The sequence below is a fragment of the Rhodovibrio salinarum DSM 9154 genome (assembly GCF_000515255.1).
Classification (GTDB): Bacteria; Pseudomonadota; Alphaproteobacteria; order Kiloniellales; family Rhodovibrionaceae; genus Rhodovibrio; species Rhodovibrio salinarum.
The window spans coordinates 3,086,238-3,111,270 of record NZ_KI911559.1; the positions used below are offsets into that span (position 1 = coordinate 3,086,238).

At 65.8% G+C, this 25,033-nt stretch carries 21 protein-coding genes and 1 other RNA gene; 11 read left to right on the forward strand and 11 right to left on the reverse strand.

Annotated features, from left to right (window positions below; translation table 11 throughout):
• Positions 1 to 40: 40 nt before the first annotated feature.
• The 4 genes from RHOSA_RS0114315 (at position 41) to ssrA (ending at position 2,865) form a co-directional block, all read left to right on the forward strand.
• Positions 41 to 1,012, forward strand: coding sequence for a 2-hydroxyacid dehydrogenase (locus tag RHOSA_RS0114315; RefSeq protein ID WP_027289212.1), 972 nt, complete (start codon positions 41 to 43; stop codon positions 1,010 to 1,012).
• 191 nt (positions 1,013 to 1,203) lie between these two features.
• Positions 1,204 to 1,911, forward strand: coding sequence for a GGDEF domain-containing protein (locus RHOSA_RS0114320; protein ID WP_051432165.1), 708 nt, complete (start codon positions 1,204 to 1,206; stop codon positions 1,909 to 1,911).
• 70 nt (positions 1,912 to 1,981) lie between these two features.
• Positions 1,982 to 2,467: a DUF6505 family protein gene (locus RHOSA_RS22680; RefSeq protein WP_037256403.1), complete on the forward strand. Its 486-nt coding sequence runs from the start codon at positions 1,982 to 1,984 to the stop codon at positions 2,465 to 2,467.
• A 17-nt stretch (positions 2,468 to 2,484) separates the two neighbouring features.
• Positions 2,485 to 2,865, forward strand: a transfer-messenger RNA (tmRNA) gene (gene ssrA / locus RHOSA_RS24810).
• Between the two features lie 163 nt (positions 2,866 to 3,028).
• Here ssrA and RHOSA_RS0114330 read toward each other — a convergent pair.
• Positions 3,029 to 4,024, reverse strand: coding sequence for an agmatine deiminase family protein (locus RHOSA_RS0114330; RefSeq protein WP_037256405.1), 996 nt, complete (start codon positions 4,022 to 4,024; stop codon positions 3,029 to 3,031).
• A 116-nt stretch (positions 4,025 to 4,140) separates the two neighbouring features.
• Complete coding sequence (aspS, locus tag RHOSA_RS22685; RefSeq protein WP_051432166.1) at positions 4,141 to 6,006, reverse strand: aspartate--tRNA ligase; 1,866 nt, start codon at positions 6,004 to 6,006, stop codon at positions 4,141 to 4,143.
• Positions 6,007 to 6,177: 171 nt separating this feature from the next.
• On the opposite strand from aspS, the gene rnd reads away from it, so the two are divergent.
• The 3 genes from rnd (at position 6,178) to RHOSA_RS0114350 (ending at position 11,391) form a co-directional block, all read left to right on the forward strand.
• Complete coding sequence (gene rnd, locus RHOSA_RS0114340) at positions 6,178 to 7,350, forward strand: ribonuclease D (protein WP_027289215.1); 1,173 nt, start codon at positions 6,178 to 6,180, stop codon at positions 7,348 to 7,350.
• 188 nt (positions 7,351 to 7,538) lie between these two features.
• Positions 7,539 to 9,362 (forward strand): sensor histidine kinase, encoded by a 1,824-nt coding sequence (locus tag RHOSA_RS24375; protein WP_081728738.1) that lies wholly within the window; start codon positions 7,539 to 7,541, stop codon positions 9,360 to 9,362.
• A 364-nt stretch (positions 9,363 to 9,726) separates the two neighbouring features.
• Complete coding sequence (locus tag RHOSA_RS0114350; RefSeq protein ID WP_037256407.1) at positions 9,727 to 11,391, forward strand: sensor histidine kinase; 1,665 nt, start codon at positions 9,727 to 9,729, stop codon at positions 11,389 to 11,391.
• Between the two features lie 31 nt (positions 11,392 to 11,422).
• Here RHOSA_RS0114350 and RHOSA_RS0114355 read toward each other — a convergent pair whose 3' ends face one another.
• The 3 genes from RHOSA_RS0114355 to RHOSA_RS22700 form a co-directional block, all read right to left on the reverse strand.
• Entirely contained in the window at positions 11,423 to 11,653 is a 231-nt protein-coding gene (locus RHOSA_RS0114355) for a hypothetical protein (RefSeq protein WP_027289217.1), read from the reverse strand.
• Positions 11,654 to 11,845: 192 nt separating this feature from the next.
• Complete coding sequence (locus RHOSA_RS22695; RefSeq protein WP_051432168.1) at positions 11,846 to 13,366, reverse strand: Ppx/GppA family phosphatase; 1,521 nt, start codon at positions 13,364 to 13,366, stop codon at positions 11,846 to 11,848.
• Positions 13,367 to 13,414: 48 nt separating this feature from the next.
• Positions 13,415 to 15,547 carry an RNA degradosome polyphosphate kinase gene (locus RHOSA_RS22700; protein ID WP_037258553.1) on the reverse strand — a complete coding sequence of 711 codons (2,133 nt, stop codon included), beginning with the start codon at positions 15,545 to 15,547 and terminating at the stop codon, positions 13,415 to 13,417.
• 290 nt (positions 15,548 to 15,837) lie between these two features.
• Here RHOSA_RS22700 and RHOSA_RS0114370 point away from each other — a divergent pair, with 290 nt between their 5' ends.
• Positions 15,838 to 16,356 carry a SixA phosphatase family protein gene (locus RHOSA_RS0114370; RefSeq protein WP_027289218.1) on the forward strand — a complete coding sequence of 173 codons (519 nt, stop codon included), beginning with the start codon at positions 15,838 to 15,840 and terminating at the stop codon, positions 16,354 to 16,356.
• A 37-nt stretch (positions 16,357 to 16,393) separates the two neighbouring features.
• On the opposite strand, the gene RHOSA_RS22705 is transcribed toward RHOSA_RS0114370, so the two are convergent.
• The 5 genes from RHOSA_RS22705 to RHOSA_RS0114395 form a co-directional block, all read right to left on the reverse strand.
• On the reverse strand, positions 16,394 to 18,007 hold the full coding sequence (locus tag RHOSA_RS22705; RefSeq protein ID WP_051432169.1) for a CYTH and CHAD domain-containing protein: 1,614 nt from the start codon (positions 18,005 to 18,007) through the stop codon (positions 16,394 to 16,396).
• A gap of 133 nt (positions 18,008 to 18,140) precedes the next feature.
• A complete protein-coding gene (locus RHOSA_RS0114380; protein ID WP_027289219.1) occupies positions 18,141 to 18,920 on the reverse strand; it encodes an SDR family oxidoreductase in 780 nt (259 codons plus the stop codon).
• Positions 18,898 to 19,656, reverse strand: coding sequence for an HdaA/DnaA family protein (locus RHOSA_RS0114385; protein ID WP_037256413.1), 759 nt, complete (start codon positions 19,654 to 19,656; stop codon positions 18,898 to 18,900). The genes RHOSA_RS0114380 and RHOSA_RS0114385 overlap by 23 nt, the downstream gene beginning before the upstream one ends.
• A 2-nt stretch (positions 19,657 to 19,658) precedes the next feature.
• Positions 19,659 to 20,777, reverse strand: coding sequence for an AI-2E family transporter (locus tag RHOSA_RS0114390; RefSeq protein WP_027289221.1), 1,119 nt, complete (start codon positions 20,775 to 20,777; stop codon positions 19,659 to 19,661).
• A gap of 55 nt (positions 20,778 to 20,832) precedes the next feature.
• Positions 20,833 to 22,206: a DUF2066 domain-containing protein gene (locus RHOSA_RS0114395; RefSeq protein WP_027289222.1), complete on the reverse strand. Its 1,374-nt coding sequence runs from the start codon at positions 22,204 to 22,206 to the stop codon at positions 20,833 to 20,835.
• A 22-nt stretch (positions 22,207 to 22,228) separates the two neighbouring features.
• Between RHOSA_RS0114395 and purM the strand changes: the two genes are divergently transcribed.
• The 3 genes from purM (at position 22,229) to RHOSA_RS24815 (ending at position 24,381) form a co-directional block, all read left to right on the forward strand.
• On the forward strand, positions 22,229 to 23,470 hold the full coding sequence (purM, locus tag RHOSA_RS22710) for a phosphoribosylformylglycinamidine cyclo-ligase (protein ID WP_081728739.1): 1,242 nt from the start codon (positions 22,229 to 22,231) through the stop codon (positions 23,468 to 23,470).
• Positions 23,458 to 24,156, forward strand: coding sequence for a phosphoribosylglycinamide formyltransferase (purN, locus tag RHOSA_RS0114405; protein ID WP_051432170.1), 699 nt, complete (start codon positions 23,458 to 23,460; stop codon positions 24,154 to 24,156). Before purM ends, purN begins: the two co-directional genes overlap by 13 nt.
• A 90-nt stretch (positions 24,157 to 24,246) precedes the next feature.
• Positions 24,247 to 24,381 (forward strand): aa3-type cytochrome c oxidase subunit IV, encoded by a 135-nt coding sequence (locus tag RHOSA_RS24815; RefSeq protein WP_200372014.1) that lies wholly within the window; start codon positions 24,247 to 24,249, stop codon positions 24,379 to 24,381.
• Between the two features lie 106 nt (positions 24,382 to 24,487).
• Here the strand turns inward: RHOSA_RS24815 and ndk are convergent, their stop codons facing one another.
• On the reverse strand, positions 24,488 to 24,910 hold the full coding sequence (gene ndk, locus RHOSA_RS0114415) for a nucleoside-diphosphate kinase (RefSeq protein ID WP_027289224.1): 423 nt from the start codon (positions 24,908 to 24,910) through the stop codon (positions 24,488 to 24,490).
• Positions 24,911 to 25,033: the final 123 nt, after the last annotated feature.

Below are 25,033 nucleotides of genomic sequence, written 5' to 3' on the forward strand. Positions count from 1 at the left end.
CGCCGCGCTTTCGCCAGCCCAGCATACACGAATGGGAGCCATGACTGTGTCCGCCAAACCGCGCATCTTTGTGACCCGCCGCGTGCCCGAAGCCGTTACCGACCGCCTGCAGCGCGACTACGACGCGAACATCAACACGGACGACAACGCGCTGACGGCCGACCAACTGGTCACCCAGGCCGACGGCATGGACGCGCTGATCGTCACCCCGCCGGACAAACTGGGCGCCGACGTGATCGAGCGGCTGCCCGACAGTGTGCGCGCGATCGCCTGCTTCTCGGTGGGCACCAACCACGTCGACCTGGAAGCGGCGAAGAAACGCGGCATCGCGGTCACCAACACGCCAGGCGTGCTGACAGACGCCACGGCGGAGATCGCCATGCTGCTGATCCTGGGCGCCTGCCGGCGCGCCTGGGAAGGGCAGAAGATGCTGCGCCGGCGCGACTGGGACGGCTGGAAGCCGACCCAGTTGATCGGCCTGGAACTGACGGGTCGGCGACTGGCGATCTTCGGCATGGGCCGGATCGGCCAGGCCACGGCCGCCCGCGCCCGGGCCTTCGGCATGGAAATCCACTACCACAACCGCTCCCGCCTGCCGGAAGAGCAGGAACAGGGCGCGACCTACCACGAGACGCCGGACCAGCTGCTGGAGGTCGCCGACGTGCTCTCCCTGCACTGCCCCGCCACGCCGGAGACGCAGGGTTTTCTGAATGCCCAGCGGATCGAGGCGCTGCCCGCACCGACCGTCGTCATCAATACCTCGCGCGGCGACGTGGTCGACGACGCCGCGCTGATCGACGCACTGAAGCGCCAGCGCGTGGCCGCGGCCGGGCTGGATGTCTTCGCCGGCGAGCCGAACCTGCACGACGGTTACTACGAGTTGGAGAACGCCTACCTGCTGCCCCACCTGGGCTCCGCGACGGTGGAAACCCGCAACGCCATGGGGTTCATGTGTCTGGATAACCTGGACGCCCTGTTCACCGGCCGCGACGCACCGAACCGCGTCGCCTAACAGGGTCCGACCGCCCCTGCAGAGTCGGCAACTCCGTTCCAGCCTGTGCGGCATACCCCGGCAGAAATTGCCGGGGTATGCCGCCTATTAACCGTGTGGGGCCATTCATGCTTGGCACGCTACTTGCTTAAATTTTGTTGTGCGAAGTCACCGGGAGGGGCCGGGGGCAACACAAACGGGGGACATCGGCTATGGCGCCACAAAACGTCGCGGCTGCGACCGCGACGATCCACGCGTTCCGGCAACCGGATGCCGACGCGACGACGCGCGTTTCACCGTTGGGAGAAACACTCGAACAGCTGTATCGCCTGAGCCGTAAAGCGGGCCTGTACAACCAAGGCGACTGGGAAAGCACGCTCACCCGCCTTGCCGAGGCAGCACAACAGATGGAAACGCGGCTGGCGGAACACGCCGCCCGGCTCGACCATCTGGAGAGTTTATCGGTCACCGACGAGCTTACCGGGCTGAACAACCGCCGGGGCTTCCGCCGCGAGCTGACCAAGGCCCTTGCGCGTGCCGACCGCGGCGGGGAGACCGGCATCCTGATGCTGGTCGATCTGGATCACTTCAAGCCGATCAACGACACCTACGGCCACGGGGCCGGTGACGCCGTGCTGGTCGCAATCGGCCGGGTACTGAATACTGCGGTGCGCCATAACGACGCCACCGGTCGCATCGGCGGCGACGAGTTCGCCGTGCTGCTGTCCAACGCCGATCCGGTCGCGGTGCAGCCGCGGGTCCTGCGCCTGCGGAACGCCCTGTCGCAACTGGTCGTCCAGCACAACGGCGTCCGGATTCCCATGCGCGCGACCCTCGGGCAGGCGGACTACGGCCCCGGCACGGATGCCGACGCGCTGCTGCATGCCGCCGACGTCGACCTGTACCGCCACAAACGCTGATCCTTGGACGCCCAACGCCCTTAAGTCCCGAGGATGACATCGCCCCGGGGCGTCCCTTACCCTCTCTCGCATGAAGTTCCCGCGCGTCATCCGTCTCGACGGCTCCGATCCACGCGTCTACGCCCGCGCCGCCGAGCCGGGCGAACCGGCCGTCACCGGCACCTTCGCGTTCGCCGACACGGAGCCCGAGAGCTTGGCACACGCAGACCGCCTGGCCTTCGCCGGGGGCTGGCTGGGGACCGAAAGCTTCGGCCGCGCGACTCTGGTCGAGGTCGCCAAGATCACCGAGGCCACCTTCTTCCAGATCGTCGAACAGCTCGCCCGCCATTTCGTCGACCACTATGGCGCCCCCTCCCTGACCGAGGCGCTGCCGGTCGCCCGCGAGGAGTGCGACTACGCCGCTGGCCTGTGCGACCACCCGATGCACACCCTGCTGGCGATCGAGCGCGCGCCCAGCGACGAGGGCGTGCGCGAACGCATCAAGGTGATCCAGCCGAGCCGCGCCGACGAGCACACCAAGATCTGGGAGATCGGCGCGGACGATGGAGCGTCCTAAGCGCAGAAGACCATCGCGACCTTGAATTTACGGGCGCGATGACGCATGTATGGAAGTGCCCGGTCGCTCCGGGTGATGGTGCTGAACACCTCACTAACTACTCGTACTGGACCCGGGGGCAGTACCCGGCGGCTCCACCAGACACGCCGGCGCCGAGCCTTCAAGGGCGCGCCGGCCTCCCTGGGGCCGAAACAGGCTCGACAGGCGGGAAAAGGTGCGGTTTGTACCCGGCATGGTACCGCCGTTATCGGGCCATTAGAGAGTTGCGAACGATAACGCTGCTCCGGAGATGGCCGTCGCTGCGTAAGCAGCGAAGGTGAACTCCACCTTTAATCCCAACGGCGTTAGCTGCCGTTGGTGGGGTTCCGGCGGGGCCCCTCGCAACAGAATGCCCCGCCACTCTCTTTCCCGATATTCGCTGTAGGTTTTGGCGGGATCGTAAGCGGCAACCGCCCCGACGGATTGGCGCGCGGCGGCTCGGCACCACGTACGCACGCCCAATCGCGGCGCGACCCCCTCTCCTTCACGCAGGACGAGGGGCGTTACATCTCGTCTTGGTTCTTAATCCAACACACCCGTTGGCTGCTGCTGGGTGATGCAGTGCAGCCCGCCGCCCCCGTGAACCAGATCGGTGGCGACAATCGGGACCGCCTCGCGCTTAGGGAAGGCCTTGGCGATCGTCTCCAGCGCGGCATCGTCGCGCCCGTCCTCGAACTGCGGGACCAGCACGCCGCCGTTCACCAGGTAGAAGTTCAGATACGACAGCGCGAGCCGCTGCCCCTGATCGCCCTTGCGCGCCTTTGGCTGCTGGATCTCGATCACTTCCAGCCGACGGCCCTTGGCATCGCGCGCCTTCTTCAAGCGGTCGATATTATCCTGCAAGGCGGCGTAGTTGGAATCTCTGGAGTCCCGGGTGGACAGGGCCAGCACCACCCCCGGCGCCACGAAGCAGGCGAGATTATCGACATGGCCGCCGGTGTCGTCGTCCGTCAGCCCGTCGCCCAGCCAAATCACATGTTCGCAGGCGAGCGTCGCGCACAGTTCGCGTTCGGCGTCCGCGCGGCTCATGTCGGGATTGCGGGCCGGGTCGAACACCACCGATTCGGTGGTCAGCAACGTCCCCTCGCCGTCCGTGTGGATCGCCCCACCTTCGAGCACCATGCGGGATTCGTAACGCTCCACGTCCAGGTGCTCGCACAGCCGACGGCCCAACTCGGCATCGCGGTCGTACGGCGTGTAGCGTTCGCCCCAGCCGTTGAAGACCCAATCGACGCCGGCAATGTTACCGGCGCCGTCGGCCAGGAAGGTCGGCCCCGCGTCACGCATCCAGGAATCGTCGTGGTCCATCGGCAGGCAGCCCACACCGCTGCCGCAGTAGAGCGAGACATCCGCCACGCTCGACGGCTCGGCAATCACGGTGACCGGCTCGAACTGCTGAATCGCGCGGGCGACCTTGGCATAGGTCTCGCGCGCAGCTTCCATGCGCTTGCCCCAGAGAGTCTCGCGCACGGGCCACGCCATCCAGGTACGCGCATGCGGCGCCCACTCGGGCGGCATCCGGAAGCCTTCGTCACGCGGGGTGTGAGGAACCAAGGCGCCCTCCACTGTGCCGGTCGGTCGGGCAGACTACCCTCGTCCGCCTACTGGGAGCAATTGCGGACGCGGCGCGACCTTCAGCCGCTGGTAGCGGTTGTGTCCTGCCCGGACGCCGCGGCACCGGGTTGCTCGCCGCCCTGGCCACCGCTTTGGGTCGGCTGCGCCTTCTTCTTCGGCAAGCTGAGCTTGAGGTGCAGTTCCTTGAGGCGGTCTTCCGGCACGTCGGCCGGCGCCCCCATCATCAGATCCTCCGCCCGCTGGGTCATCGGGAACGGGATCACCTCGCGGATGTTCGGCTCGTCGGCCAACAGCATGATCATCCGGTCGATGCCAGGCGCGCAGCCGCCGTGCGGCGGGGCGCCGTACTTGAGCGCGTTGATCAGGCCGGAGAAGCGCCGGTCGACCTCCTCCGGGGCGTAGCCGACGATCCCGAAGGCCTTGTACATCACCTCCGGCAGGTGATTCCGGATCGCCCCCGAGGACAGCTCGATACCGTTGCAGACGATGTCGTACTGCGAGGCCTTGATGGTGAGCGGGTCCTGGGTCTCCAGCGCCTCCATGCCGCCTTGGGGCATCGAGAAGGGGTTGTGGGAGAAGGCGAGTTCGCCCGTCTCCTCGTCCAGCTCGTACATCGGGAAGTCGACCACCCAGCAGAAGCGGTAGCAGTCGGGCGCGATCAGCTCCAGCTCGTTCGCCACCTCGGTGCGCACCGTCCCGGCGAACGTCGCGGCCTCGCTTGGCTTGTCGCAGACGAAGAAGACGCCGTCGCCGGCTTTGAGACCGGCCGCGTCCGTGATCTGCTGCAAGCGGGTGTCTTCCAGGTTCTTGGCGATCGGCCCCTTCGCGGTGCCATCCTCGGCGAAGATGATGTAGCCGAGACCGGCCTTGCCCTGCTTCTGCGCCCAGTTGTTGAACTTGTCGAAGAAGCTGCGCGGCCGACTGCCGGCGCCGGGCGCCGGGACCGCGCGCACGACCGAGCCCTTGTCGACCGCCTTGGCGAAGATGCCGAAGCCGGAGCCACGGAACGCCTCGGAGACATCGGCAATCTCGATCGGATTGCGCAGGTCCGGCTTGTCGGAGCCGTACTTCAGCATCGCCTCGTCATAAGGAATCCGCCGGAATGGCGGCGCGTCGACCGCACGGCCGCCGCCGAACTCCTGGAACACGCCGGCCAACACCGGCTCGATCGCGTTGAATACGTCGTCCTGCGTGACGAAGCTCATCTCGAAGTCGAGCTGATAGAACTCGCCCGGCGAGCGGTCGGCACGGCTGGCTTCGTCGCGGAAGCAGGGCGCGATCTGAAAGTACTTGTCGAAGCCGGCCACCATCAGCAGCTGCTTGAACATCTGCGGGGCCTGCGGCAGGGCGTAGAACTTGCCCGGATGCAGGCGGCTCGGCACCAGATAGTCGCGCGCACCCTCGGGGCTGGACGCGGTCAGGATCGGGGTCTGGTGCTCACGGAAGCCCTGCTCGACCATCCGCTGGCGCAGCGAGAAGATCACGTCCGAGCGCAGTTGAAGGTTGGCGTGCATGCGCTCGCGCCGCAGATCGAGGTAGCGGTGGCGCAGGCGCACCTCCTCGCCCGCGTCCTCGTCGCTGTTGACCTGCAGGGGCACCTGGTTGGCGGCGGAGAGCACGTCGAACTGCTCGACCCGAACCTCGATCTCGCCGGTCGGCAGCTTCTTGTTCACCGTCTCCGGATCGCGGCGCACGCATTGACCGGTGACGCAGACCACGCTTTCCACGCGGATCCGCTCGACCTCACTGAAGATCGGGCTGGAAACGTCGATCACCGCCTGCGTCAGGCCTTCGTCGTCGCGCAGGTCCAGGAACAACAGCTGTCCATGGTCGCGCTTGCGATGGACCCAGCCGGACAAACGGACCTGCTCGCCGACGTGATCGGCGCGCAACGCGCCGCAGGTGTGCGTGCGGTAGGGATGCATGACGGTCGCTCTATCTTCGGATGATTGGGGTTTCACGCGCGTCTGCCGCGCGCAAAGCGCGGGCAAAAGACCGTGCACCCGTCCTCCTGTCAAGAGACCCGGGCCAGCCATCGCGAAACATCTGCGATCGGCGGTTTCCCAGCGCCGCGCCAGCGCGTATATACGAGAGCAATGAGCCTGATCACCGACAGCCAAACCCTCGCCGACTTCTGCGCACGCCTGCACAGCGCCCCCTACATCACGGTCGACACCGAGTTCCTGCGCGACACCACCTACTGGCCCAAGCTGTGCCTAGTTCAGCTTGGCGGGCCGGTGGACCCGGACGCGGCAGCGGATCCGGTGGCCGCGATCGACGCGCTGGCAGACGGGCTGAATCTGCAGCCGCTGTTCGACCTGCTGCGCGACCGCAATGTCCTGAAGGTGTTCCACTCCGGACGGCAGGACATGGAAATCTTCTACAATCTGATGGACGGCGACCTGCCCCAGCCGATCTTCGACACCCAGGTCGCGGCGATGGTCTGCGGCTTCGGTGAGCAGGTCGGCTACGACACGCTGGCGAAGAAGCTGGTCGGGGCACACATCGACAAGTCCTCGCGCTTCGCCGACTGGTCGAAGCGGCCGCTGACCGACAAGCAGCTACACTATGCGCTCTCCGACGTCACCCATTTGCGCCAGATCTACGAGGCGCTGAAAGCGCAGCTGGAACGCACCGGCCGGGCCGGGTGGTTGGACGAAGAGATGGCGATTCTGACCGACCCCAACACCTACTGCACCGACCCCGAAACGGCCTGGCAAAGGCTCAAGACCCGCAGCAGCGATCGCAAGTACCTCGCCGTTCTGCGCGCGGTCGCCGCTTGGCGGGAGCGCGAGGCGCAGCGGCGCAACGTCCCACGTAACCGTGTGATCCGGGACGAGCAGATCCAGGACATTGCCGCCCACGCTCCCCGCGACCAAGCCAGCTTGGCCCGCACCCGCGGCCTTGGCGCCGATTTCGCGCGCGGGCGTTTGGGCGAAGGCATTCTGGGGGCGGTCGAGAGCGCGCTCGGCCAGCCCAAGGAAGCCTGGCCCAAGCCGCCCCAGAAACCCGAGATTCCACCTGGCCTAGGCCCGCTGATCGAACTGCTGAAGGTCCTGCTCAAGACCAAGTGCGAGCAACACGGAGTGGCCCAGAAGCTGGTCGCCACCTCCCAGGACCTCGAACAGATCGCTGCCGACGATGCGGCGGACGTCACGGCGCTACGCGGCTGGCGCCGGGAGGTTTTCGGCGAAGACGCCCTGCGGCTGAAACATGGCCGACTCGCGCTCGCGGCTAAGGGCCGCGGGGTCATGTTGATCGAGATTTAGATGCTCGCAACGCACGAGCACACGCTGAGGGCGTATTTGAAATACTCACACCAACCGTGGCTGCAACCGCAAGCGGACCTCACGGGCTGATTCCGAACTCGTTCCAGTCGGATTTGCTAAATAAACACCTGTTTGACTGATCGCTTCCGTTAAGCGACTCCTAAGACTTGAATGCAATTGTCGCGGCCATGGCCCCGACTCCGCCTCGCCGCGGCACCCCACCTGCCTCGACTTCCCGCTCGATCCTTCTGGCATCGAGCGTGATCGCCTGCGCGCTCATCGCAGCGACGGCTTGGATCGGCTGGCGGGACTACACCAACTTGCGCGCGCAGGCCGGTACCGGGCTTGTCCAGCATACGCGCATGCTGGTCTCCCACACCGAGCGCGCCCTAGACGCCACGGACCTCACACTCAAAACCCTGATCAACCGGTTCAAAACCGTGCCGTGGGACGAGGTGGTCAACACCACCGCGACCCACCAAGCCCTGAGCCAGGCAGAGGCGCGCCTGCCGCATGTTGGCGCGGTCTGGCTGGTCGACCAGAACGGCTATCTGCGCGGCCTAGATGCAAGCCGGGTCACACCGGACCTGGACCTATTCGACCGGCAGTACTGGCGCGCCCACGCGATCGACCGTCATGACGGTCCCTACTTCAGCGAGCCGCTGCGCGACCGGCTTGGCCAGCGCTCGATGAGCGTGATGAGTCTGCCCATCTACGTCCGGCAACATAGCTTCCGAGGGGTCATCGCCGCCTCGTTGACGCCGACCTACTACCTGCCCGTGCTTTCCTCGAACCACGGATGCCAGGGCTGCGAGAATGCCCTGGTGCGCGCAGATGGGCGCCCGATCGTGGCCACTCAAAAGAGAACCGAAACGCTGGCACAGCTGCGCGAGGCGATACGTCAGGAAATCTCCGACGGAACTGGGGATCGCGAACTCTTCGAGTTCACCACAGAAACGGGCACAACCCTTGTCACCATCCAGCCTTCCCAGCGTTTTTCCATCGCCGTCGTCGGGATGCTGCGCGAGCAGTCGATCCTGCAGCAATGGTTTCATCGGGAGACGCCGATCTTCGGATTGGCCGGCGCAGCGTTGCTGCTGCTTACGTTTGGGGCGTGGAAACTCTCGCGAAGCGCCGCCACCCAAGAACAGCACGCGCGTGAGCTAGGTCGCACCGCCCGCGAACTGGCGGGCGCAAAGGCAGAAGCCGAACGCCAGCAGGAGGCCGAAAGCCACGCACGGCAGGAAGCAGCCGAAGCAAACCGGGCAAAATCCGATTTTCTCGCGGTGATGAGCCACGAGCTGCGCACCCCGCTCAACGCGATCCTTGGCTTTTCTGAAATCATCGCGGACCGCTCGTTCGGCCCGCACGCGACCGATCGCTACAGCGCCTACGCCAAGGATATACAGATCAGTGGTCAACACCTCCTATCGTTGATCAACGACATTCTGGATCTGTCGAAAATCGAAGCCGGACGCTACCAGATCACTCCTGAAGCAGTCGCCCTCGATAAATCGGTCGCGGACTGCCTCAAACTGGTCCAACAACGGCACACCGGCAACGATGTTCATTTCGATATCGAGGTCGGCAACATCGAAATCTGGGCCGATCCTCGCGCACTCAAGCAAATACTGTTGAACCTGATCGGCAACGCGGCAAAGTTCACGCAACAGGGCCAGATCGTCGTCAGAGCCTGGGATTTGGGAGATTCCGTGCAAATCCACGTGGCCGACACGGGCCCTGGGATGACGGCAGAGCAAATCACACTGGCCCTGCAACCTTTCAGACAAGTGGATCGATCGTTAGCGCGCCGGCACGACGGAACCGGGCTTGGCCTGACCATCGTGGACCGTCTTGTACGCTTGCATGGCGGATCAATAGAGATCGACAGCGCACCGCAGCAGGGAACGCGCATTACGCTTTCGTTCCCCCGGAGACCCCCATCACCACAGACGACTCGGGAGCATCAAACAGCCCAAACGACACATGTAGAACCTGCCCTGGAAAGCTAAGCCTATGGGCCAAAAAGATGCAGCCCGAGTTCGCCAGCTTGTCCAGCATCGCCGACGTGGCGGCTGTCCTTGAACATCTCGGCTCTGAAGCGACAGGCTCGACGCAGATAGTTTCGCGTTGCAATAATAGAACAGCCCAGCCTTGGCGAACATAGCCGTGGGGGGACGATCACCTCATCGCGCCGCTCGCCCGGTCAAAGCGCCGCCAATACATCCCTCCCAAAAATGCCTAGCGGATCGCCGGCTCCAGTTCGCCATGTTGTTCCCATCCCTCCCAGACCTATGTGATTGGCGCATCCGTTTCAGCCGCAGGCTGGCGGGCCCGATCAATGGCTCGGACCCGGACGCGATCAGCACGGAGCGCATGCGTGCCTGCAACCAGCAGGCCGGGGTGCGTATCTTGTTCCTGCTCTTGGTCTGCACGCTTGTCGGCTACCTGACCGAACGCACGGCGTACGACCATTCGCAACAGACGCTGCGGGAAGCGACACAGGATGCCGTCACCGAACTGCGCGTGGAGATTGAGCGCACCCTGAGCAACCAGAGCGGCCGCCTGCGTGCCCTCGCAGCCTATGTCCGAAGCAAACCCGACGTTAATCAAACCGAGTTCGCTGAGTTCGCCGCCGATCTCGCCACCGAAAGCCAGACCTTCACCCGCAACATCGCCTTGGCCAAGGGTCTGGTCGTGACACACGTCTACCCGATCGAACCGAACAAACGGGCGATTGGATTGGACCTGCGTCAGCACGCCCAACAGTGGCCGGGGGTGGCGCAGACAGTGCAGACGAACAAAGTCACGCTGGCAGGACCGCTGGATCTGGTCCAAGGCGGTCAGGGCATTATCGCGCGGATACCGATCCGGCTGCCGGATAGCCCATTCCAGGAAAATCGCCTTTGGGGACTCGCCTCGATCGTACTCGATGTCGAGGCGTTCCTGGCACACCTCGATCTCGCGAAATATCAGGACCAGTTGGCGCTAACCCTCAGCACCGCTGGATCCTCGGACCAAGGCCGCACGACGTTTTTCCGCACCGGCCCCGTGGTCGACGAGCCCGCCGTGGTGACCACCGCGCAACTGGCCAATGCCACCTGGATTCTGCGGGCCGCCCCACGGTCAGGCTGGCCGACCCTGTCCAAGTATTTCGCCGAAATCGTGATCGCGACGGCCTTGTTCTTCTTGGTGGGGCTGGCGTTGATCTGCGCCACGTTGAGATACGAGGTGGCGCTCATCCGCCTCGCCCGGGAAAACGAACAGGCACGCCAGGCCGCCGAGACGGCGAGTCAGTCGAAAAGCGTTTTCCTGGCCAACATGAGCCATGAGCTGCGCACACCGCTCAATGCCGTGCTCGGCTACACCGAGATCATGCAGAAAAACATGTTCGGCCCGTTGGGAGACGAACGCTACACACGCTACGTCGATGATATCCACAGGAGCGGGCTCTATCTGCTCGATCTCCTGACCGACGTCCTCGACCTCTCGCGGATCGAAGCGGGTGGCCGCCCCTTGGAAACCGCCTGCGTGCCGCTGTCCCAGGTGCTGGAGGATGTCCTGACCATCTCCAGACATGCGCATTCGGCGATCACCTTCGACCCTGCGGACGATCTCTTCGTGGCTGCCGATGTCCGCGCGCTGAAGCAGGTTCTGATCAACGTCACCGGGAACGCCATCAAACACGGCAACGGCGCCGCGATCCGCATCACGGCCACCCACATCGACACGCATAAAGCAGCGATTCGGGTTGAGGACGATGGCCCCGGCATCCCGGCCGAGGCCCTGCCCCACGTGATGGAACCTTTCTTCACAGGGGCTGAAAATCAATGGACAGCCAAGAACCGGCGCCACGGAACCGGCATCGGCCTGGCGCTGTCTCAGCGCCTGGTAGCTGCGATGGAAGGTCGACTCTCGATCACCAGCCAGCAAGGCAAGGGGACCACCGTCACGATCGAACTGCCGACCTGCGACGGTCCGGATTGCACCAATACCGAGGTTGATCCTTGGCCATCGAACAATGCGGCCGTTGCGATCTAGGACGCCTGCAGGCGCCGCACGTCCTCAAACCTTATGCTGCCAGGCGCGGGTCTTCACCGTTCTTCTGATGGACCTGCGCTGCGAATTTGTTGTGCAGCATCCGCAAGGCACTCGCGAGGGACGTGAACTCCCGGCCATCTGCCGATACCGCGATCGCGCTCGTTGCGATAAAATAAGCTGACTCCGCATCCGCGACGACGACCCCCAGAATATGGCCGGACACCTCCACAACGCACCGGTCTAGACCTGCTTGAACATACATCGCTGGACCTCCCTTGGATCGCTGCGGAGGACCGTAACGACGCGGTATGACGTTCAGGTGTCGACGCCACGACAGAACGTTTGCAACCGAAGAGCCAGCCACCCTCGCCTGGGGACGATCAAGCTGCACAAGGCGGACGAACGTCTTGAGAGGCACATATATCAGCGCCTCCCCAAAAGGCACATTTGTCCTCTAGAAAACGTCCCCGCGCTTCGCCCCGACCGCTTTCACGAGCGCTTTCAGGCGTTTCTCCACCACCTCGCCTGGCGCCGCACTCGTGTCGTCGGGCAGCCGGACGTTCAGGGTCTCGCCATGCCATTCCAGGCGGGCATTGGCGAGCAGGCCGCGGGTGCCGGCCGAGACGGTGATGCCCAGACGCAGGGCGTTGCCGACGATCTCCGCGCGTTCGATCTGGCGCGCATCCATCAGTTGGCGCGGCGTCTGGGCGGCGTTCTCGTGCGGCTTGCCGCCATAGCGGATGAAGGCGGTGTAGGCGAGAAACGCCCGCTCGGCGTGGTTCAGGGCAAGCAGCGGCAGACGCAGGATGCGATAGAGTGCCTGCACCGCACGGTAATCCGGGTGCTCCCGCCAGGCGATGTCGGCCAGATGCCCCGCCGCCCGGCGCAGTCGGCGCTCGTCGTCCGTCTCGTCCGTGAACAGTGGCTCCGTCCAGGCGAACATCTCGGCGCCCAGATCGCCGAAGCGCCCCTCCGCCTGTGCCAGATCGCTCGCCGCCGCGATCAGCGGGTCGCGCGTCTGCTGCTCGGCCTCCAGTAGATCGAATAGATGCCCCTCCCGCAGCCCGAAGGCGGAAAAGGTTACCCCCTCCGGACGCAAGCGGCGCAGTACCCGGCCCATCAGCAACGCGGCGTACGGCAAGGTCTCCAGCCGGCGCTTCGACACCCCGCGGATGCGCGAGAGCGAGCGCGGCCCCAGACGCGAGACGACGCGTGCCATGTCCTGGGCGGTTCGCCGCTGCAGGGTATAGCCATGGATCACGTGCAGCGGATACTGCGTCTGCTCCATATGGATGCGCGCGAGCGCGCGCCACGCCCCGCCGACCGGGAAGAAATCGGCGCCGCCCGCTTCGCTGAGCCAGGACACGTTGTCCAACTGACGGTCGATCTCCGCCACAGCGGCCTCGCGTGAGCCGCCGGAAACCTCTGCCAGGCGCAACGGCCCCAACGGCAGGCTCACCGCATCGCCCAGTTGCCCCCGGTCAAGGCGCACCAACTCCAGGCTGCCACCGCCCAGGTCACCCATCAGGCCGGTGGCCTCTGGCATCGAGGAGACGACGCCAAGCGCCGCCAACCGCGCTTCCGACAGCCCCGACAGCACGGTCACCTTGCAGCCCGTGCGCCGTTCGACATCGGCGACGAACTGCGGGCCGTTATCCGCATCACGCGTCGCGGCGGTCGCGATCAGATCCAGTCGAACGACCTCCATTGCCCGGGCGATTCGGGCAAAGCGGTCCAGGTTGGTCAGCGCAAGCTTGACGCCTTCGTCATTCAGCCGCCCGGTCTGATCCATGCCGCGGCCCAGCCCACACAACACCCGCTCGTTGAATACCGGGGTGGGCGCACGGTCCAGTTTGTCGAAGACGACCAGACGGATCGAGTTGGAGCCGACGTCGACGACTCCCACACGCCCATCGCCAAGCGCGTCCTGGGGTGTGGGCGACGCGGGCTGGGACGGGCTGGTGGCCGATGGCATCGAGGGGCAAGCCGCCTGTGAACGATCCCGCGGGGTCCGGGCCTAAGCCTAAGCGCGGCCCAGATGAAGGCGCGGCGCCTTCTTGGCCTTGCGCAGGGCGCTGCCGCGGCCGGACAGGCTGGGATTGGTCATGAAGTAGGTGTGCGCGCTGAACGCGTCCTCATCGGTGGTGACCCGTGTCCAACTGCCGTCCGGGTCCATCTCCCAGGACTGCGCGGCGTCCTTCAGATTGGCAATCATGATCTGATCGAGCACCTGCTGATGCACGGTTGCGTTTTCGATCGGTACCAGCGTTTCCACCCGGCGGTCCAGGTTGCGTGGCATCCAGTCGGCGGAGGAAATATACACCTTCGCCTCCGAGGAGGGCAGCCCCGCACCGTTACCGAAGCAGGCGATCCGGCTGTGCTCCAGGAACCGGCCGACGATCGACTTGACCTCGATGTTCTCGCTCATACCCGGCACGCCGGGGCGCAGGCAACAGATACCACGCACCACCAGCTCGATCTCCACGCCCGCCTGACTGGCTTCATACAGCTTGTCGATGATTCCGGTGTCGACCAGGGAATTCATCTTGGCCCAGATCTGCCCTGGCCGACCGGCCTGCACATGGGCGATCTCGTTGTCGATCTCCTTGACCATCTTTTCCCGCAGATCGAGCGGGGCAACCGCGATCTTTTCCATCGGCGTCGGCTTGGCATAGCCGGTCATGTAGTTGAACAGCCGCGCGGCATCGAGGCAAAGCGCCGGATCGGTCGTGAAGAACGACAGGTCGGTATAGATCTTCGCCGTAATCGGGTGATAGTTGCCGGTGCCATAGTGGCAGTAGGAGCGCAGGCCGCGCCCCTCGCGCCGCACAACCAGCGACACCTTGGCGTGGGTCTTCAGGGTGATGAAACCGTAGACCACCTGAACGCCCGCGCGCTCCAGATTGCGCGCCCAGCGGATGTTGCGCTCCTCGTCGAAACGGGCCTTCAGCTCCACCAGCGCCGTGACCGACTTGCCGTTCTCCGCCGCCTCAATCAGGGCGGCGATGATCGGACTGTCCTCGCTGGTGCGGTAGAGCGTCTGCTTGATCGCGACCACCGCCGGATCGTTGGCGGCCTGGTGCAGGAACTGCACCACGACATCGAACGATTCGTAGGGGTGGTGGACGACGATGTCCTTCTGCCGGATCGCCGCAAAGCAGTCGCCGCCGTAATCGCGGATACGTTCGGGAAAGCGTGGATTGAACGGCTTGAACACCAGATCGCGGCGGTCCCCGACGATCAGCTGCTTGACGTCGGACAGACCGATCAGGCCGTCCAGCTCGAACACGTCCTCCTGCAGTACGTTCAACTCGCGCACGATGAAGGTGCGCAGATCCTCCGGCATCTCGGAGTTGATCGACAGCCGAATCGCAGAGCCGCGCCGCCGACGCTTGAGCGCGCTCTCGAACACGCGCACCAAGTCCTCGGCTTCTTCCTCGATCTCGATATCGCTGTCGCGGAGCACCCGGAAGTAGCCCATCGAGATCACTTCCAGACCCGGGAACAGCTCGTCGAGATACAGCTCGATCGCCTGCTCGATCCGCAGGAAGCGAATCTCACTGCTCCCCTCCTCTACGGGCACGCGAATGAAGCGCTCCAGCTGCGGGGGCATCATCATCAACGCATCGATGTTTTCGTCGTCCTCCTTTCGGCGCAACTGGAGGACCATGGCGAAGCCCGCATTGGGGACGAACGGGAAGGGGTGTGCCGGATCGACCGCGATCGGCGTCAACACCGGGAAGATCTGCTCCTTGAAGTAGCGTTCGATCCAGACGCTCTCATCCGCCGTCAGCTCGCTGGAATCGACCACGCTGACGTTCGCCTCGCGGAGCAGGCGGCGCAACTCGACCCAACTGGCCTGCTGCCGGCGCACCAGATCGCCCGCACGCTTGTTGATCGCCTGCAACTGCTGGGCCGGGGTCAAGCCATCGGGACTGGGGGTCGTGATCCCCGCGCGCACCTGCCCCTTCAGGCCAGCCACGCGGACCATGTAGAATTCGTCCAAGTTGGACGCGGAGATCGACAGGAAACGCAGCCGCTCGAGCAACGGATGGTTCTGGTTGAACGCCTCCTCCAGGACGCGCTCGTTGAAGTCCAGCCAGGAGAGCTCGCGGTTGATGTAGCGGCCCTCGGCATCCGCCTCGCTGGCCGCCATATCGGCACGCCCATCGGCCGCGCCTTCCAGATCCAGGCGTTCCTCGTCGTCGAGCTTCGGGGCCGCAGGGTGCTGGCTTTCGGTCAAAGTCGCCTCGTGGTTCTTCGCGATTCCAGGGAGTCAAACTACGGCATTCACCTACCAAAGCAAAATGAACCGCCGATGACAGCGCATCTATGTCCCCTTGTGTGTCGGCGCGTACCCACGCAGGCCATGTGGGGGGCAAAACCGGTTGCTTCGACCCTCGTACCCGCCGTCACACCACCGAACCGGAGGCCCCACTTACCGCTATGAAAACGCTCTATCTGCTGCGCCATGCCAAATCCAGCTGGGACGATCCCAGCCTTGCCGACCACGACCGTCCGCTCGCCCCGCGCGGGCGCAAGGCGGCCCCGCGTATGGCCGTCTGGCTACGCACCCAGGCCATCCGGCCCGACCTTGTGATCTGTTCCAGCGCCGCGCGGGCGCGGGAAACCTGGGAGCTGGTCGCCGACGAACTACAGCCGGCCCCGGAAGTCGACGTCCGCCGGGCGGTCTATGACGCCGGACCGGAACAACTGATCGCCGTCGTCCGCGGCGCGCCGGCACAGATCGATACCTTGATGCTGGTCGGCCACAATCCCGCGATGGAAGAGGCTGCGGCTCTGCTGGCCGGCGACGGCGACCTGCAGGCGCTGGCGACGCTGCAGAGCAAATACCCGACCGCCGCGATCGCCGAGCTGACCTTCAATGTCGACACCTGGGACAAGGTCGGCCGCGACACGGGCTATCTCAGTCGCTTCGTCCGACCGAAGGATTTGGCGGGTTAATCTCCGCTTCAGGCCCCGGCCGTGCGGCAGCTGCAGCTTACCCCTTCTTCCAGAACGCCTTCTGCGCGGCGAACTGGTCCCAAGTCGCGTGGAAGGCCTGCAACTCACGGTCCATCAAGGCGGCCTGCCAGCCCAGCACGATGCCGGTTGCGTTGGCGGCCAGCGCCTCGCCGCCCTGCCCATGCGTCTGGGTATGATCGCTCAACCGGCGGTCCAAATCGTCCAACAAGCGCTGCCCGGTTGCCGCGTCGTTGACCGCGCCCAGGCGATCCTGGATTGCTTCCAGCCCCTTCAAGTAGCGCTTGGTCGGCTTTTTCGGGAACAGTCCGGCGAAGAACTCCGCAGCGTAGCGCAGCTTCTTGCACTGGATGCGCAAGCGGTGCAGCTCGCCCTCGCTCAACGTGTCGTGACGCCTGCCCAGCTTGGTCACCTTCTTGGCGCGCTTGGCGAGCGTGGCACGGGCGAACGGCTCGACGGGCGAGTCCCCTTGGTCGCTTTGCCCCGGCACGGCAGATGCCCGCCAGCCCCCCTCCGCCAGCCACAGCTCCAAGCGCAGCAGCAACTCTGCGGTACGGGGGTCGATTACGGCCGTGCGCGCCTGCTCATACGCGGTGCGCTGCAGGGAGTGAACTTCCCGCTGCAAAATCTCCAAACTGTCTTCGGAGGGAAGCCGGTTGCGCAGCGGTGCCAGCGTCTCCTTCAAAAACACGTCCCACTCGCGCGCCGGCCCCAACTGCTGCTGTAGCCAGCGCAGTTCGGTGCGCAGGAACGTATACGGCTCCTCCGCGAACACACTCTTGTAAACCGTCACCAGCGCGCGCAGCCGACGCAGGCCGACGCGCATCTGATGGACGCCCTCGGGATCGCTGCCGTCCAGCACGGCCGCCTCGTTGGCCCGCACCTGATCGATGCAGCTGCGCGCCTGCTGAGTGAACGCTTCGGCGACCGTCATCCCGGGGGCAAGCAGCGGCTTGCCGGCCTTGTAGGGCTTGGGCGGCTCGGCAGCGTAGAGTTGATAGCCGCGCGCGGCCTTGCTGCGGTTCTCCAGGCGAAAGCTGACGTCGCGGGACAGCATCAGCGCCAGTTCGTACAAGCGCGACGGCCGACCGGCCTGCAGTTCCAGCTCCGCTTCGCAGATTTCCTCGCGATCGTCAGCGACGCTGATGTCCCCTTGATCGAGAGCGAGCTCAACCGTGCTGTCCGCCATTTCCAGCGGCACCGTCCGGCGGTCGAAGGTGGTGGTGAACACCGGCTCCAACTCATCGACCAGCGCCTCTTCGCGGAACAGCTCCTGCAGCTCGCCATCGTCGATCAGCGTCAGGTCGGGCTGGTCGCTGCCCAACTCCGCCTCGAACTCGCGCAGGTGCTGCAGCCCGTTGCCGTTGACCTGGGAAGGCGATGGGCCGGTGGAACCAGCGGTCGCGAACGTCAGCGGCGCCTTCAATGTCTGGGTCAGGCGATTGCCATCCCGGCGCACGCGCAACGCAATGCCGTGGCGCCGCAGCGTGAGCGACGGGGTATCGTAATAGGTCGCACTCAGCCGCTTGGTCGTACCCGGCCCGGTCGCAAGGGCGCGCACCATCGCACTTGCGGGCAAGCGGGACAGATCGTGCGGGGCAAGGGCGAGCTTCAGCTCGACTTCCTCGGCCATGGACAGAGGGCGCCTTCGACCGTTGCAAAACAGTTACATGGAAATAAGATGTTCGGCGCCAGATATCCTGTCAATCGCGCGAAACTGCGGTGTTCCGCAGGAAACGTTCGCCATCCGCGTGCACCGCGCCGGGCTACAGCGTGCCCGGATAGGCCCCGCCGTCGAGCAACACGTTCTGGCCGGTCATGAAGCCGTTCGTCGCCGCGCACAGGAACGCGCAGGCGTCGCCGAACTCCTTCGGATCGCCGAACCGGCCCGCTGGATTGCCCGATTCGCGCTCTTGGCGAACCTCCGCGACCGACTTGCCCTGCTTGTCCGCCGCGGCTTTCAGCGTGCCTTCCAGACGCGCGGTCTCGAACGGGCCCGGCAGCAGGTTGTTGATGGTCACGTTGTGCTTGACCGTCTCGCGGCTCAGCCCGGCGATGAAGCCGGTCAGACCGGCGCGCGCACCGTTCGACAAGCCCAGGATCGGGATCGGCGCCTTCACCGCTCCGCTGGTGATGTTCACGATCCGCCCGAAACCACGGCCGATCATGCCGTCCACGGTGGCTTTGATCAGTTCGATCGGCGCCAGCATGTTGGCGTCCAGCGCGGCGATCCAGTCGTCGCGGTGCCAGTCGCGGAAGTCGCCCGGCGGCGGCCCGCCGGCGTTGTTGACCAGGATGTCCGGCTCGGGGCAGGCTGCCAGCGCGGCCGCACGCCCGTCCGGTGTGGTGATGTCGGCGGCGACCGGGGTCACGGTGCTGCCGGTCGCCTGAGCGATCTCCTGCGCCGCCTGCTCGATGTCCGCCTGCGTACGCGCCACGATCGTCACCGACACGCCTTCGCGCGCCAGCGCGTGCGCACAGGCATAGCCCAGCCCCCGACTGGCCGCGCAGACCAGCGCTGTCTTACCCGCGATCCCCAGATCCATCGTCGCTCTCCCCTGCGCCATTGTCGTTTTCGTCCGCGAACCTGCCACCGATGTCGGCGTTCAGCACCTGGCGGGCCAACGGCACCGTAATCTCCTTGCGTTCAGCCAGCGAGGCGGCGTCGAGCGCATCCACGATCCGCTCAGCCTCCGCGAACGACCGTTCCATGCGCAGCAGCAGGAAACGCACCACTTCCGGGGCGACGCGCAGCTGACGATCGGCGAACAGTTTAATCAGGACCGCCTGGATCAGCTGATCGTCAGGCGCCCCAAGCTCCGCACAGGTTGCCGCTTGCAGACGCGAGCGCAGATCGGGCAGCGCCAATTCCCAGCGCGCCGGGGCGCTGCGCGCGGTCAGCAGCAAATGGCCGCCGCGCTCGCGCACGACATTGTAGAGGTGCAGCAGCCGGCGCTCCACGACGGCCCGATCACGCGCCTCCGCGATCACGCGGTCGGCGTCGTCCAGCAGCAACTCGGTGCCATCGCCCAGAAGATCCGGCGGATCGGCCGCCAGCAGGCGCGTGGCATCCGCCTCGGCGGCGGCACTGGTATGACGCCAGACCTGAGCCAGGTGGGTCTTGCCGCTGCCCGCGGGTCCGTGCAGCACCAACGCGGGCTGCGGCCAACTGGGCCACAGGTCGATCCAGGCCACGGCGGTCTGGTTCGCCTCCGCGACCAGGAAATCCTCGCGCCCCAGGGCCGGGCGGTGCGGCAGGTCGAGCGGCAGTTGGGCCGGCATGCTCACGTGGTCTCCTTCCCGGCGACTGTCGCGCGCAGGCGGGCTGCGGTCGCGGGATCCCCCGGATCGTCGCCGACGCCCAGGACCGTCGCCCGGTAGCGATTGACGAAGAAGCGTACGGCGACCCCGATCACCGCCGCTGCCGGCACCGCCAACAGCACGCCGACGAAACCGAGCAGCGTGCCGCCGGCCAGCAGGGCGAAAATGATCCAAACGGGGTGCAGGTTGACCCGATCGCCGACCAGAATCGGCTGCAGGAAATTGCCCTCGACAAACTGTCCGATGAAGAAGATCGCCGCCACCACGAACACCATGATGTAGCCGTCAAACTGCAACAGCGCCATGCCGACGCTGGCGATGAAGCCAAGCGTGGCGCCGACGAACGGCACGAACGACACCAACCCGGCCAACAACCCGATCACCAGGCCGAAGTCCAGACCCGCGATCGTCAGCGCCGTGGCGTAAAACGCGCCCAGCGTCAGGCAGACCGTTCCAACCCCGCGGACGAAGCCGGACAGCGTTTCGTCAACCTTCTGCACCTGCAAGCGGATCACGTCGGCGTACGCGGGCGGCAGCATCCGATCAGCCGCTGACACCAGCGCATCCCAGTCGCGCAACAGATAGAACGCAACGATCGGCGTAATCAGCAACAGCGACAGCACGTTAAACAAAGCCACGCCGCCCGAGAGCACGTTACGGAGCAGCCCGGCGGCCCAACTGGAGAGCTGGCCTTGCAGCCCTTCAACGTAGCTGCGCACCCGTTCCAGAATCGCGGGGTCAACCTCGGTGCGCAGCATATCCGACAGCTCGACCAAGCGCGTCCGCAGCAGGTCGATCCAGCCCGGCACCTGCTTGCCCAGGGAAGCCAGTTCCCCGACGATCATCGGCACCAGCAGCGCCAGCACGAGCGCGACTGCGATCACGAAAAACGCAGTCACAAGCGAGGTCGCCAGCGTGCGCGACAGCCCGAGCCGCTCCAGCCTGTCGCATAGCGGATCCAGGAAATAGGCGACCGCCATGCCGATCAGGAAAGGCGCCAGGACATTACTCAGCAGCCAGAAGGCGAACAGGATCGCGCCGAGGCCGGCGAGCCAGTAGATCAGTTGCCGCTGCGGCGTCATCCGTCCACGGCCCCTCGACCGTCACGCACGCGGGCTGTGGCGCGGACGCACGGGGTCATTGCACCGCCGGCTGCTCCGCCGGTGCGTCGGTCGCCTGGCCGGTACGACCGTTGGCGGACGGCGCACGGGCGTCCGGCTGGCGTGCATTCGGCGCACGGGTGGCCGGTTTCTGGCCAGTCCGGTCGGCGGCGGCTGTCCGCATTTCTGCTGCGCGCAGCACCCAATCGTTCGGGTCCTGCGCCTGCCCCATCCGATCGGGACCAAGACTGCCGTCGCTGGTCAGAGTGCCGGTGCCTTCGGCGCGCGCCCCTTGCTCGGCGTTTTGCCCAGCATTTTGGGTGTCGACCTCGGTCGTGCTGCCATCGGCGTTGGCACGCGACAGCACCAGATCGTTCTGCTTGAGCGCGAGGGCGAGCTGCGCGCGTTCGCCATAATAGGTCATCTTGAGCCGTGCGGCCGTGCGGGTCAGCGCGGTCACCGCATACCCCTCGACCCGCGCCACGGCATCCAGGCGCGCACGCACGCTGACCCAGCGGTCGAGACCATCCAACGGCACCTCGACCTGCAATTGATTGCGCTGGTCGAAGTCCAGCAGGTTGGCGCGCTTCCAGGTTTCCTCCACATCGCGGGCGACACGATTGGCCGCGCGCGACAGCATCGCCGCCAGCGGCTCGTCGCGCTGCTGCTGGATGTTGTCGACCAGGGTGCGCTCCATCTCCGAGGTGCCGATGCGCGCGGTAATGATCTGCATACTGCCAGTGAACGCGTCCGGATCGCCGGCAAGACGCGCCTGAGTCACCAGCACATCCTCGGCGCCATAGCGCTCGGCGATCTGGTCAAGCGCCTCGCGGTCCTTGTCGAGCGCGTCCCCGGCACTGACCGTGCGGATGTCGCCCAGATCGCCCAGCGGAACGGTCAGCGGCACCAGACCAACCTGTTCCGCCCGGTTGGCCCAGGCTTCCCGCCAGGGATTGTCCCACAGGACCGCATCCTGCCCCTCGCCCCAGACCGGCAAGACCACCACCGGCTTGCTGCGGGTCTCGGCGAAGGGAATGTCGTTGGTCTTCAGGAACTGCCGGATGCTCTGCGGATGGAAGCGGAAGGTGACCTCCGCAAGATAACGCACATCGGACGTGCGCTCGTTGAACACCTCGAAGTCACGCAGGTAGTTGGCGATTCGATCGGCGCTAAGATCAGGCACCCGCTTCAGTTCGGACCGCAGCACGAGGCGCTCGATCATGCGGTCGAACGCTTTCACGTGCGCCCGATCCAGCCCTTGGGCCCGTGCGACCGTGGCGCTTTGAGCGGTCGCATCCACGTCGACGTTCTTGACCGTGTAGAGAGGTTCCTGCGCGGCCAACGTGCCTGGCAGCACGACCAGCGCGGCCATCAGCGGCAACAGGCGTTTCAAGGCTCCAACCAGCGGCATTGCAAAGCGTCCTGGAACAAGTATGGTCGCGCCGGAATCGCCCCGGACCCTTGAGGTCCGGGGCGCCAGCGCCCGGGTGGTTCGCCACCCGACGGCATGGCGACAGCGTTACCGCTTTCGCGGCCGCACTCAAGTCCGGCACACACATACGACACGACCGGGGGGCAACGCCATAACCGGGTCCCAAGACGATACGTCCGCCAAGGCGCGCACCTACAAGGACGCCGGCGTCGACATCGACGCCGGCAACACGCTGGTCGAGCGGATCAAACCGCTCGCCAAGGCGACGGCGCGCGCCGGCGCCGCCGGCGGTCTGGGCGGCTTCGGCGCCCTGTTCGACCTCAAGGAAGCCGGCTTCACCGATCCGATCCTGGTTGCCGCGACCGACGGCGTGGGCACCAAGCTGAAGCTTGCGATCGACAGCGGCCGGCACGACACGGTCGGCATCGACCTGGTGGCGATGTGCGCCAACGACCTGGTGGTCCAGGGCGCGGAACCGCTTCTGTTCCTGGATTACTACGCCACCGGCAAGCTGGAGGTCGACGGCGCGCGCGACGTCGTCGCCGGCATCGCGGAAGGCTGCCGTCAGGCCGGCTGCGCGCTGGTCGGCGGCGAGACGGCGGAGATGCCGGGCCTGTACCGGACCGGCGACTACGATCTCGCCGGCTTCTGCGTGGGCGCGGCCGAACGCGGGCAGATGATCGACGGGTCGACAGTGGAAGCGGGAGACGCGGTGATCGGCCTGCCGTCGAGTGGCCTGCATTCCAACGGCTACTCGCTGGTTCGCCAAGTGGTCGCCGACCTCGGCCTCAGCCTGGACGGCACGAGCCCGTTCGACGACAGCAGCACTCTGGCCGACGCGCTGCTTACCCCGACCCGGATTTACGTCCCCGCATGCCTGTCGGCCGTGCGCGCAGGTCTGGTTCGTGCCCTGGCGCACATCACCGGCGGCGGTTTGCCGGAGAACCTGCCGCGGGTGCTGCCCGACGGGCTGGGCGCGCGCCTCGACGCCAACGCCTGGGAACTGCCCGGCGTGTTCCGGTGGCTGACTCAAGCGGGCGGGGTCGCGCCGGAAGAGCTGGCGCGTACCTTTAACTGCGGCATCGGCATGGTCGTGGTGGTTCCGCAAGATCAGGCCGACCTCGCCCTGGCGCACCTGCGTGAACAGGGTGAGCAAGCGGTTCAGATCGGCGAGATCGTGACCCAACAGCCCAGCAGCCCCCGGATCGAGATCGCGAATCGGGAGACCGCATGGCAGGCGTAAGCGACCAGACCGGCGCGCCGGGCCGGCGTATGCGGATCGGCGTCCTGATCTCCGGGCGCGGCAGCAACCTGCAGGCACTGATCGAAGCCGCGGCGAAACCGGATTATCCGGCGGAGATCGCGCTTGTGATCGCCAACCAGCCCGAAGCCGCCGGACTTCAGCGCGCGGAAGCGATCGGCATTCCCACCCAGGTGATCGACCACCGCCTGTTCCCCAGCCGCGTCGGCTTCGAGGCGGCAGTGACCGATGCGCTCTGCACCGCCGGCTGCGAACTGGTCTGCCTAGCCGGTTTCATGCGCGTGCTGACGGGCGATTTCGTCGCGCGCTGGACGGACCGCCTGATCAACATCCATCCGTCCCTGCTGCCCGCCTTCCCCGGCCTGCACACGCACGCGGAGGCGCTCGCCACCGGCGTGCGGATCACCGGCGCCACCGTCCATTTCGTGCGCGAGCAGGTCGATCAGGGCCCGATCATCGGCCAGGCCGCGGTCCCGGTGCACGATGACGACACCGCCGACACCCTGGCCGCGCGCGTGCTCGAAGCGGAGCACGCGCTCTACCCGCACTGCGTGCGCCTGGTCGCGGACGGTCGGGCGACGGTCAGCGGCCATCGGGTGCGGATCGCGGAAGCCGACACCCGACAGAGCGCGCTGCTCAATCCCCCGCTCGCAGACGGAAGATCATGACGCGGATGCTTGCAGCCGGCCCGTCAGGCGGGTAAGACAGGTCCCGAGCCAAGCGGCACTTTTCAGACGAAGGACGGCGACGGCATGGTCATGGCCGGTAACAACGACGACAACTTCGACCTGGAATCGCACAAGAAGGCCTTTCAGGGGTTCACCAAACTGCTGACCTACGCAAGCGCCGCGGTTGCGGTCGTGTTGGCCCTGATGGCGCTATTCCTGCTGTAAGCGGATCCCCGGCTGGGGTTTAGGCGCTGAAAGCACCCACAAAAAACGGGCGCGGGGATCGGCTCCCCGCGCCCGTTTTCGTATCCAGGCGTGAAGAACGCCGGCGTTAGCCGACGACCTCGATATCCGAGAAGAAGAACTTGATCTCGCCCGCGGCCGTCTCCGGGCTGTCGGAGCCGTGCACGCTGTTCGCTTCGATGTCGCGGGCGAAGTCGGCGCGGATCGTGCCCGGCGCGGCCTCTTCGGGGTTGGTCGCGCCCATCACCTCACGGTTCTTGGCGATCGCGTTGTCGCCCTCCAGGACCTGCACGACGACCGGGCCGCTGGTCATGAAGTTGACCAGGTCCTGGTAGAACTTGCGATCCTTATGGACGATGTAGAACGCCTTCGCCTGCTCCTCCGTGAGCTTCAGGCGCTTCTGCGCGACGATGCGCAGGCCGGCATCTTCCAAACGCTGGTTGACCTTGCCGGTGATGTTACGCTCGGTGGCGTCCGGCTTGATGATCGACAGGGTCCGTTCCACGGCCATGGCGGTCTCTCGCTCCCTCGGTGATGACTGCTATATGGGTATCGCTTGGTCCCCGCGCACGGGCGATCGGCCGCGCGGGACGTGCAATTCGGGCGGCCTTATAGACTCGCCACCGCTGCTCGG

Excerpts from the sequence above, each read along its gene's own strand:
- RHOSA_RS0114330 (WP_037256405.1), bottom strand. The coding sequence starts at position 4,024 with ATGCCGCCCGAGTGGGCGCCGCATGCGCGTACCTGGATGGCGTGGCCC.
- RHOSA_RS0114350 (WP_037256407.1), top strand. The coding sequence starts at position 9,727 with ATGCGTGCCTGCAACCAGCAGGCCGGGGTGCGTATCTTGTTCCTGCTC.
- rnd (WP_027289215.1), top strand. The coding sequence starts at position 6,178 with ATGAGCCTGATCACCGACAGCCAAACCCTCGCCGACTTCTGCGCACGC.
- RHOSA_RS0114390 (WP_027289221.1), bottom strand. The coding sequence starts at position 20,777 with ATGACGCCGCAGCGGCAACTGATCTACTGGCTCGCCGGCCTCGGCGCG.
- RHOSA_RS0114320 (WP_051432165.1), top strand. The coding sequence starts at position 1,204 with ATGGCGCCACAAAACGTCGCGGCTGCGACCGCGACGATCCACGCGTTC.
- ndk (WP_027289224.1), bottom strand. The coding sequence starts at position 24,910 with ATGGCCGTGGAACGGACCCTGTCGATCATCAAGCCGGACGCCACCGAG.
- RHOSA_RS0114385 (WP_037256413.1), bottom strand. The coding sequence starts at position 19,656 with ATGCCGGCCCAACTGCCGCTCGACCTGCCGCACCGCCCGGCCCTGGGG.
- RHOSA_RS22705 (WP_051432169.1), bottom strand. The coding sequence starts at position 18,007 with ATGGCCGAGGAAGTCGAGCTGAAGCTCGCCCTTGCCCCGCACGATCTG.
- RHOSA_RS22680 (WP_037256403.1), top strand. The coding sequence starts at position 1,982 with ATGAAGTTCCCGCGCGTCATCCGTCTCGACGGCTCCGATCCACGCGTC.
- purN (WP_051432170.1), top strand. The coding sequence starts at position 23,458 with ATGGCAGGCGTAAGCGACCAGACCGGCGCGCCGGGCCGGCGTATGCGG.
- aspS (WP_051432166.1), bottom strand. The coding sequence starts at position 6,006 with ATGCATCCCTACCGCACGCACACCTGCGGCGCGTTGCGCGCCGATCAC.
- purM (WP_081728739.1), top strand. The coding sequence starts at position 22,229 with ATGGTCGCGCCGGAATCGCCCCGGACCCTTGAGGTCCGGGGCGCCAGC.
- RHOSA_RS22700 (WP_037258553.1), bottom strand. The coding sequence starts at position 15,547 with ATGGCGGCCAGCGAGGCGGATGCCGAGGGCCGCTACATCAACCGCGAG.
- RHOSA_RS0114380 (WP_027289219.1), bottom strand. The coding sequence starts at position 18,920 with ATGGATCTGGGGATCGCGGGTAAGACAGCGCTGGTCTGCGCGGCCAGT.
- RHOSA_RS0114370 (WP_027289218.1), top strand. The coding sequence starts at position 15,838 with ATGAAAACGCTCTATCTGCTGCGCCATGCCAAATCCAGCTGGGACGAT.
- RHOSA_RS0114355 (WP_027289217.1), bottom strand. The coding sequence starts at position 11,653 with ATGTATGTTCAAGCAGGTCTAGACCGGTGCGTTGTGGAGGTGTCCGGC.
- RHOSA_RS24375 (WP_081728738.1), top strand. The coding sequence starts at position 7,539 with ATGGCCCCGACTCCGCCTCGCCGCGGCACCCCACCTGCCTCGACTTCC.
- RHOSA_RS24815 (WP_200372014.1), top strand. The coding sequence starts at position 24,247 with ATGGCCGGTAACAACGACGACAACTTCGACCTGGAATCGCACAAGAAG.
- RHOSA_RS0114315 (WP_027289212.1), top strand. The coding sequence starts at position 41 with ATGACTGTGTCCGCCAAACCGCGCATCTTTGTGACCCGCCGCGTGCCC.
- RHOSA_RS0114395 (WP_027289222.1), bottom strand. The coding sequence starts at position 22,206 with ATGCCGCTGGTTGGAGCCTTGAAACGCCTGTTGCCGCTGATGGCCGCG.
- RHOSA_RS22695 (WP_051432168.1), bottom strand. The coding sequence starts at position 13,366 with ATGCCATCGGCCACCAGCCCGTCCCAGCCCGCGTCGCCCACACCCCAG.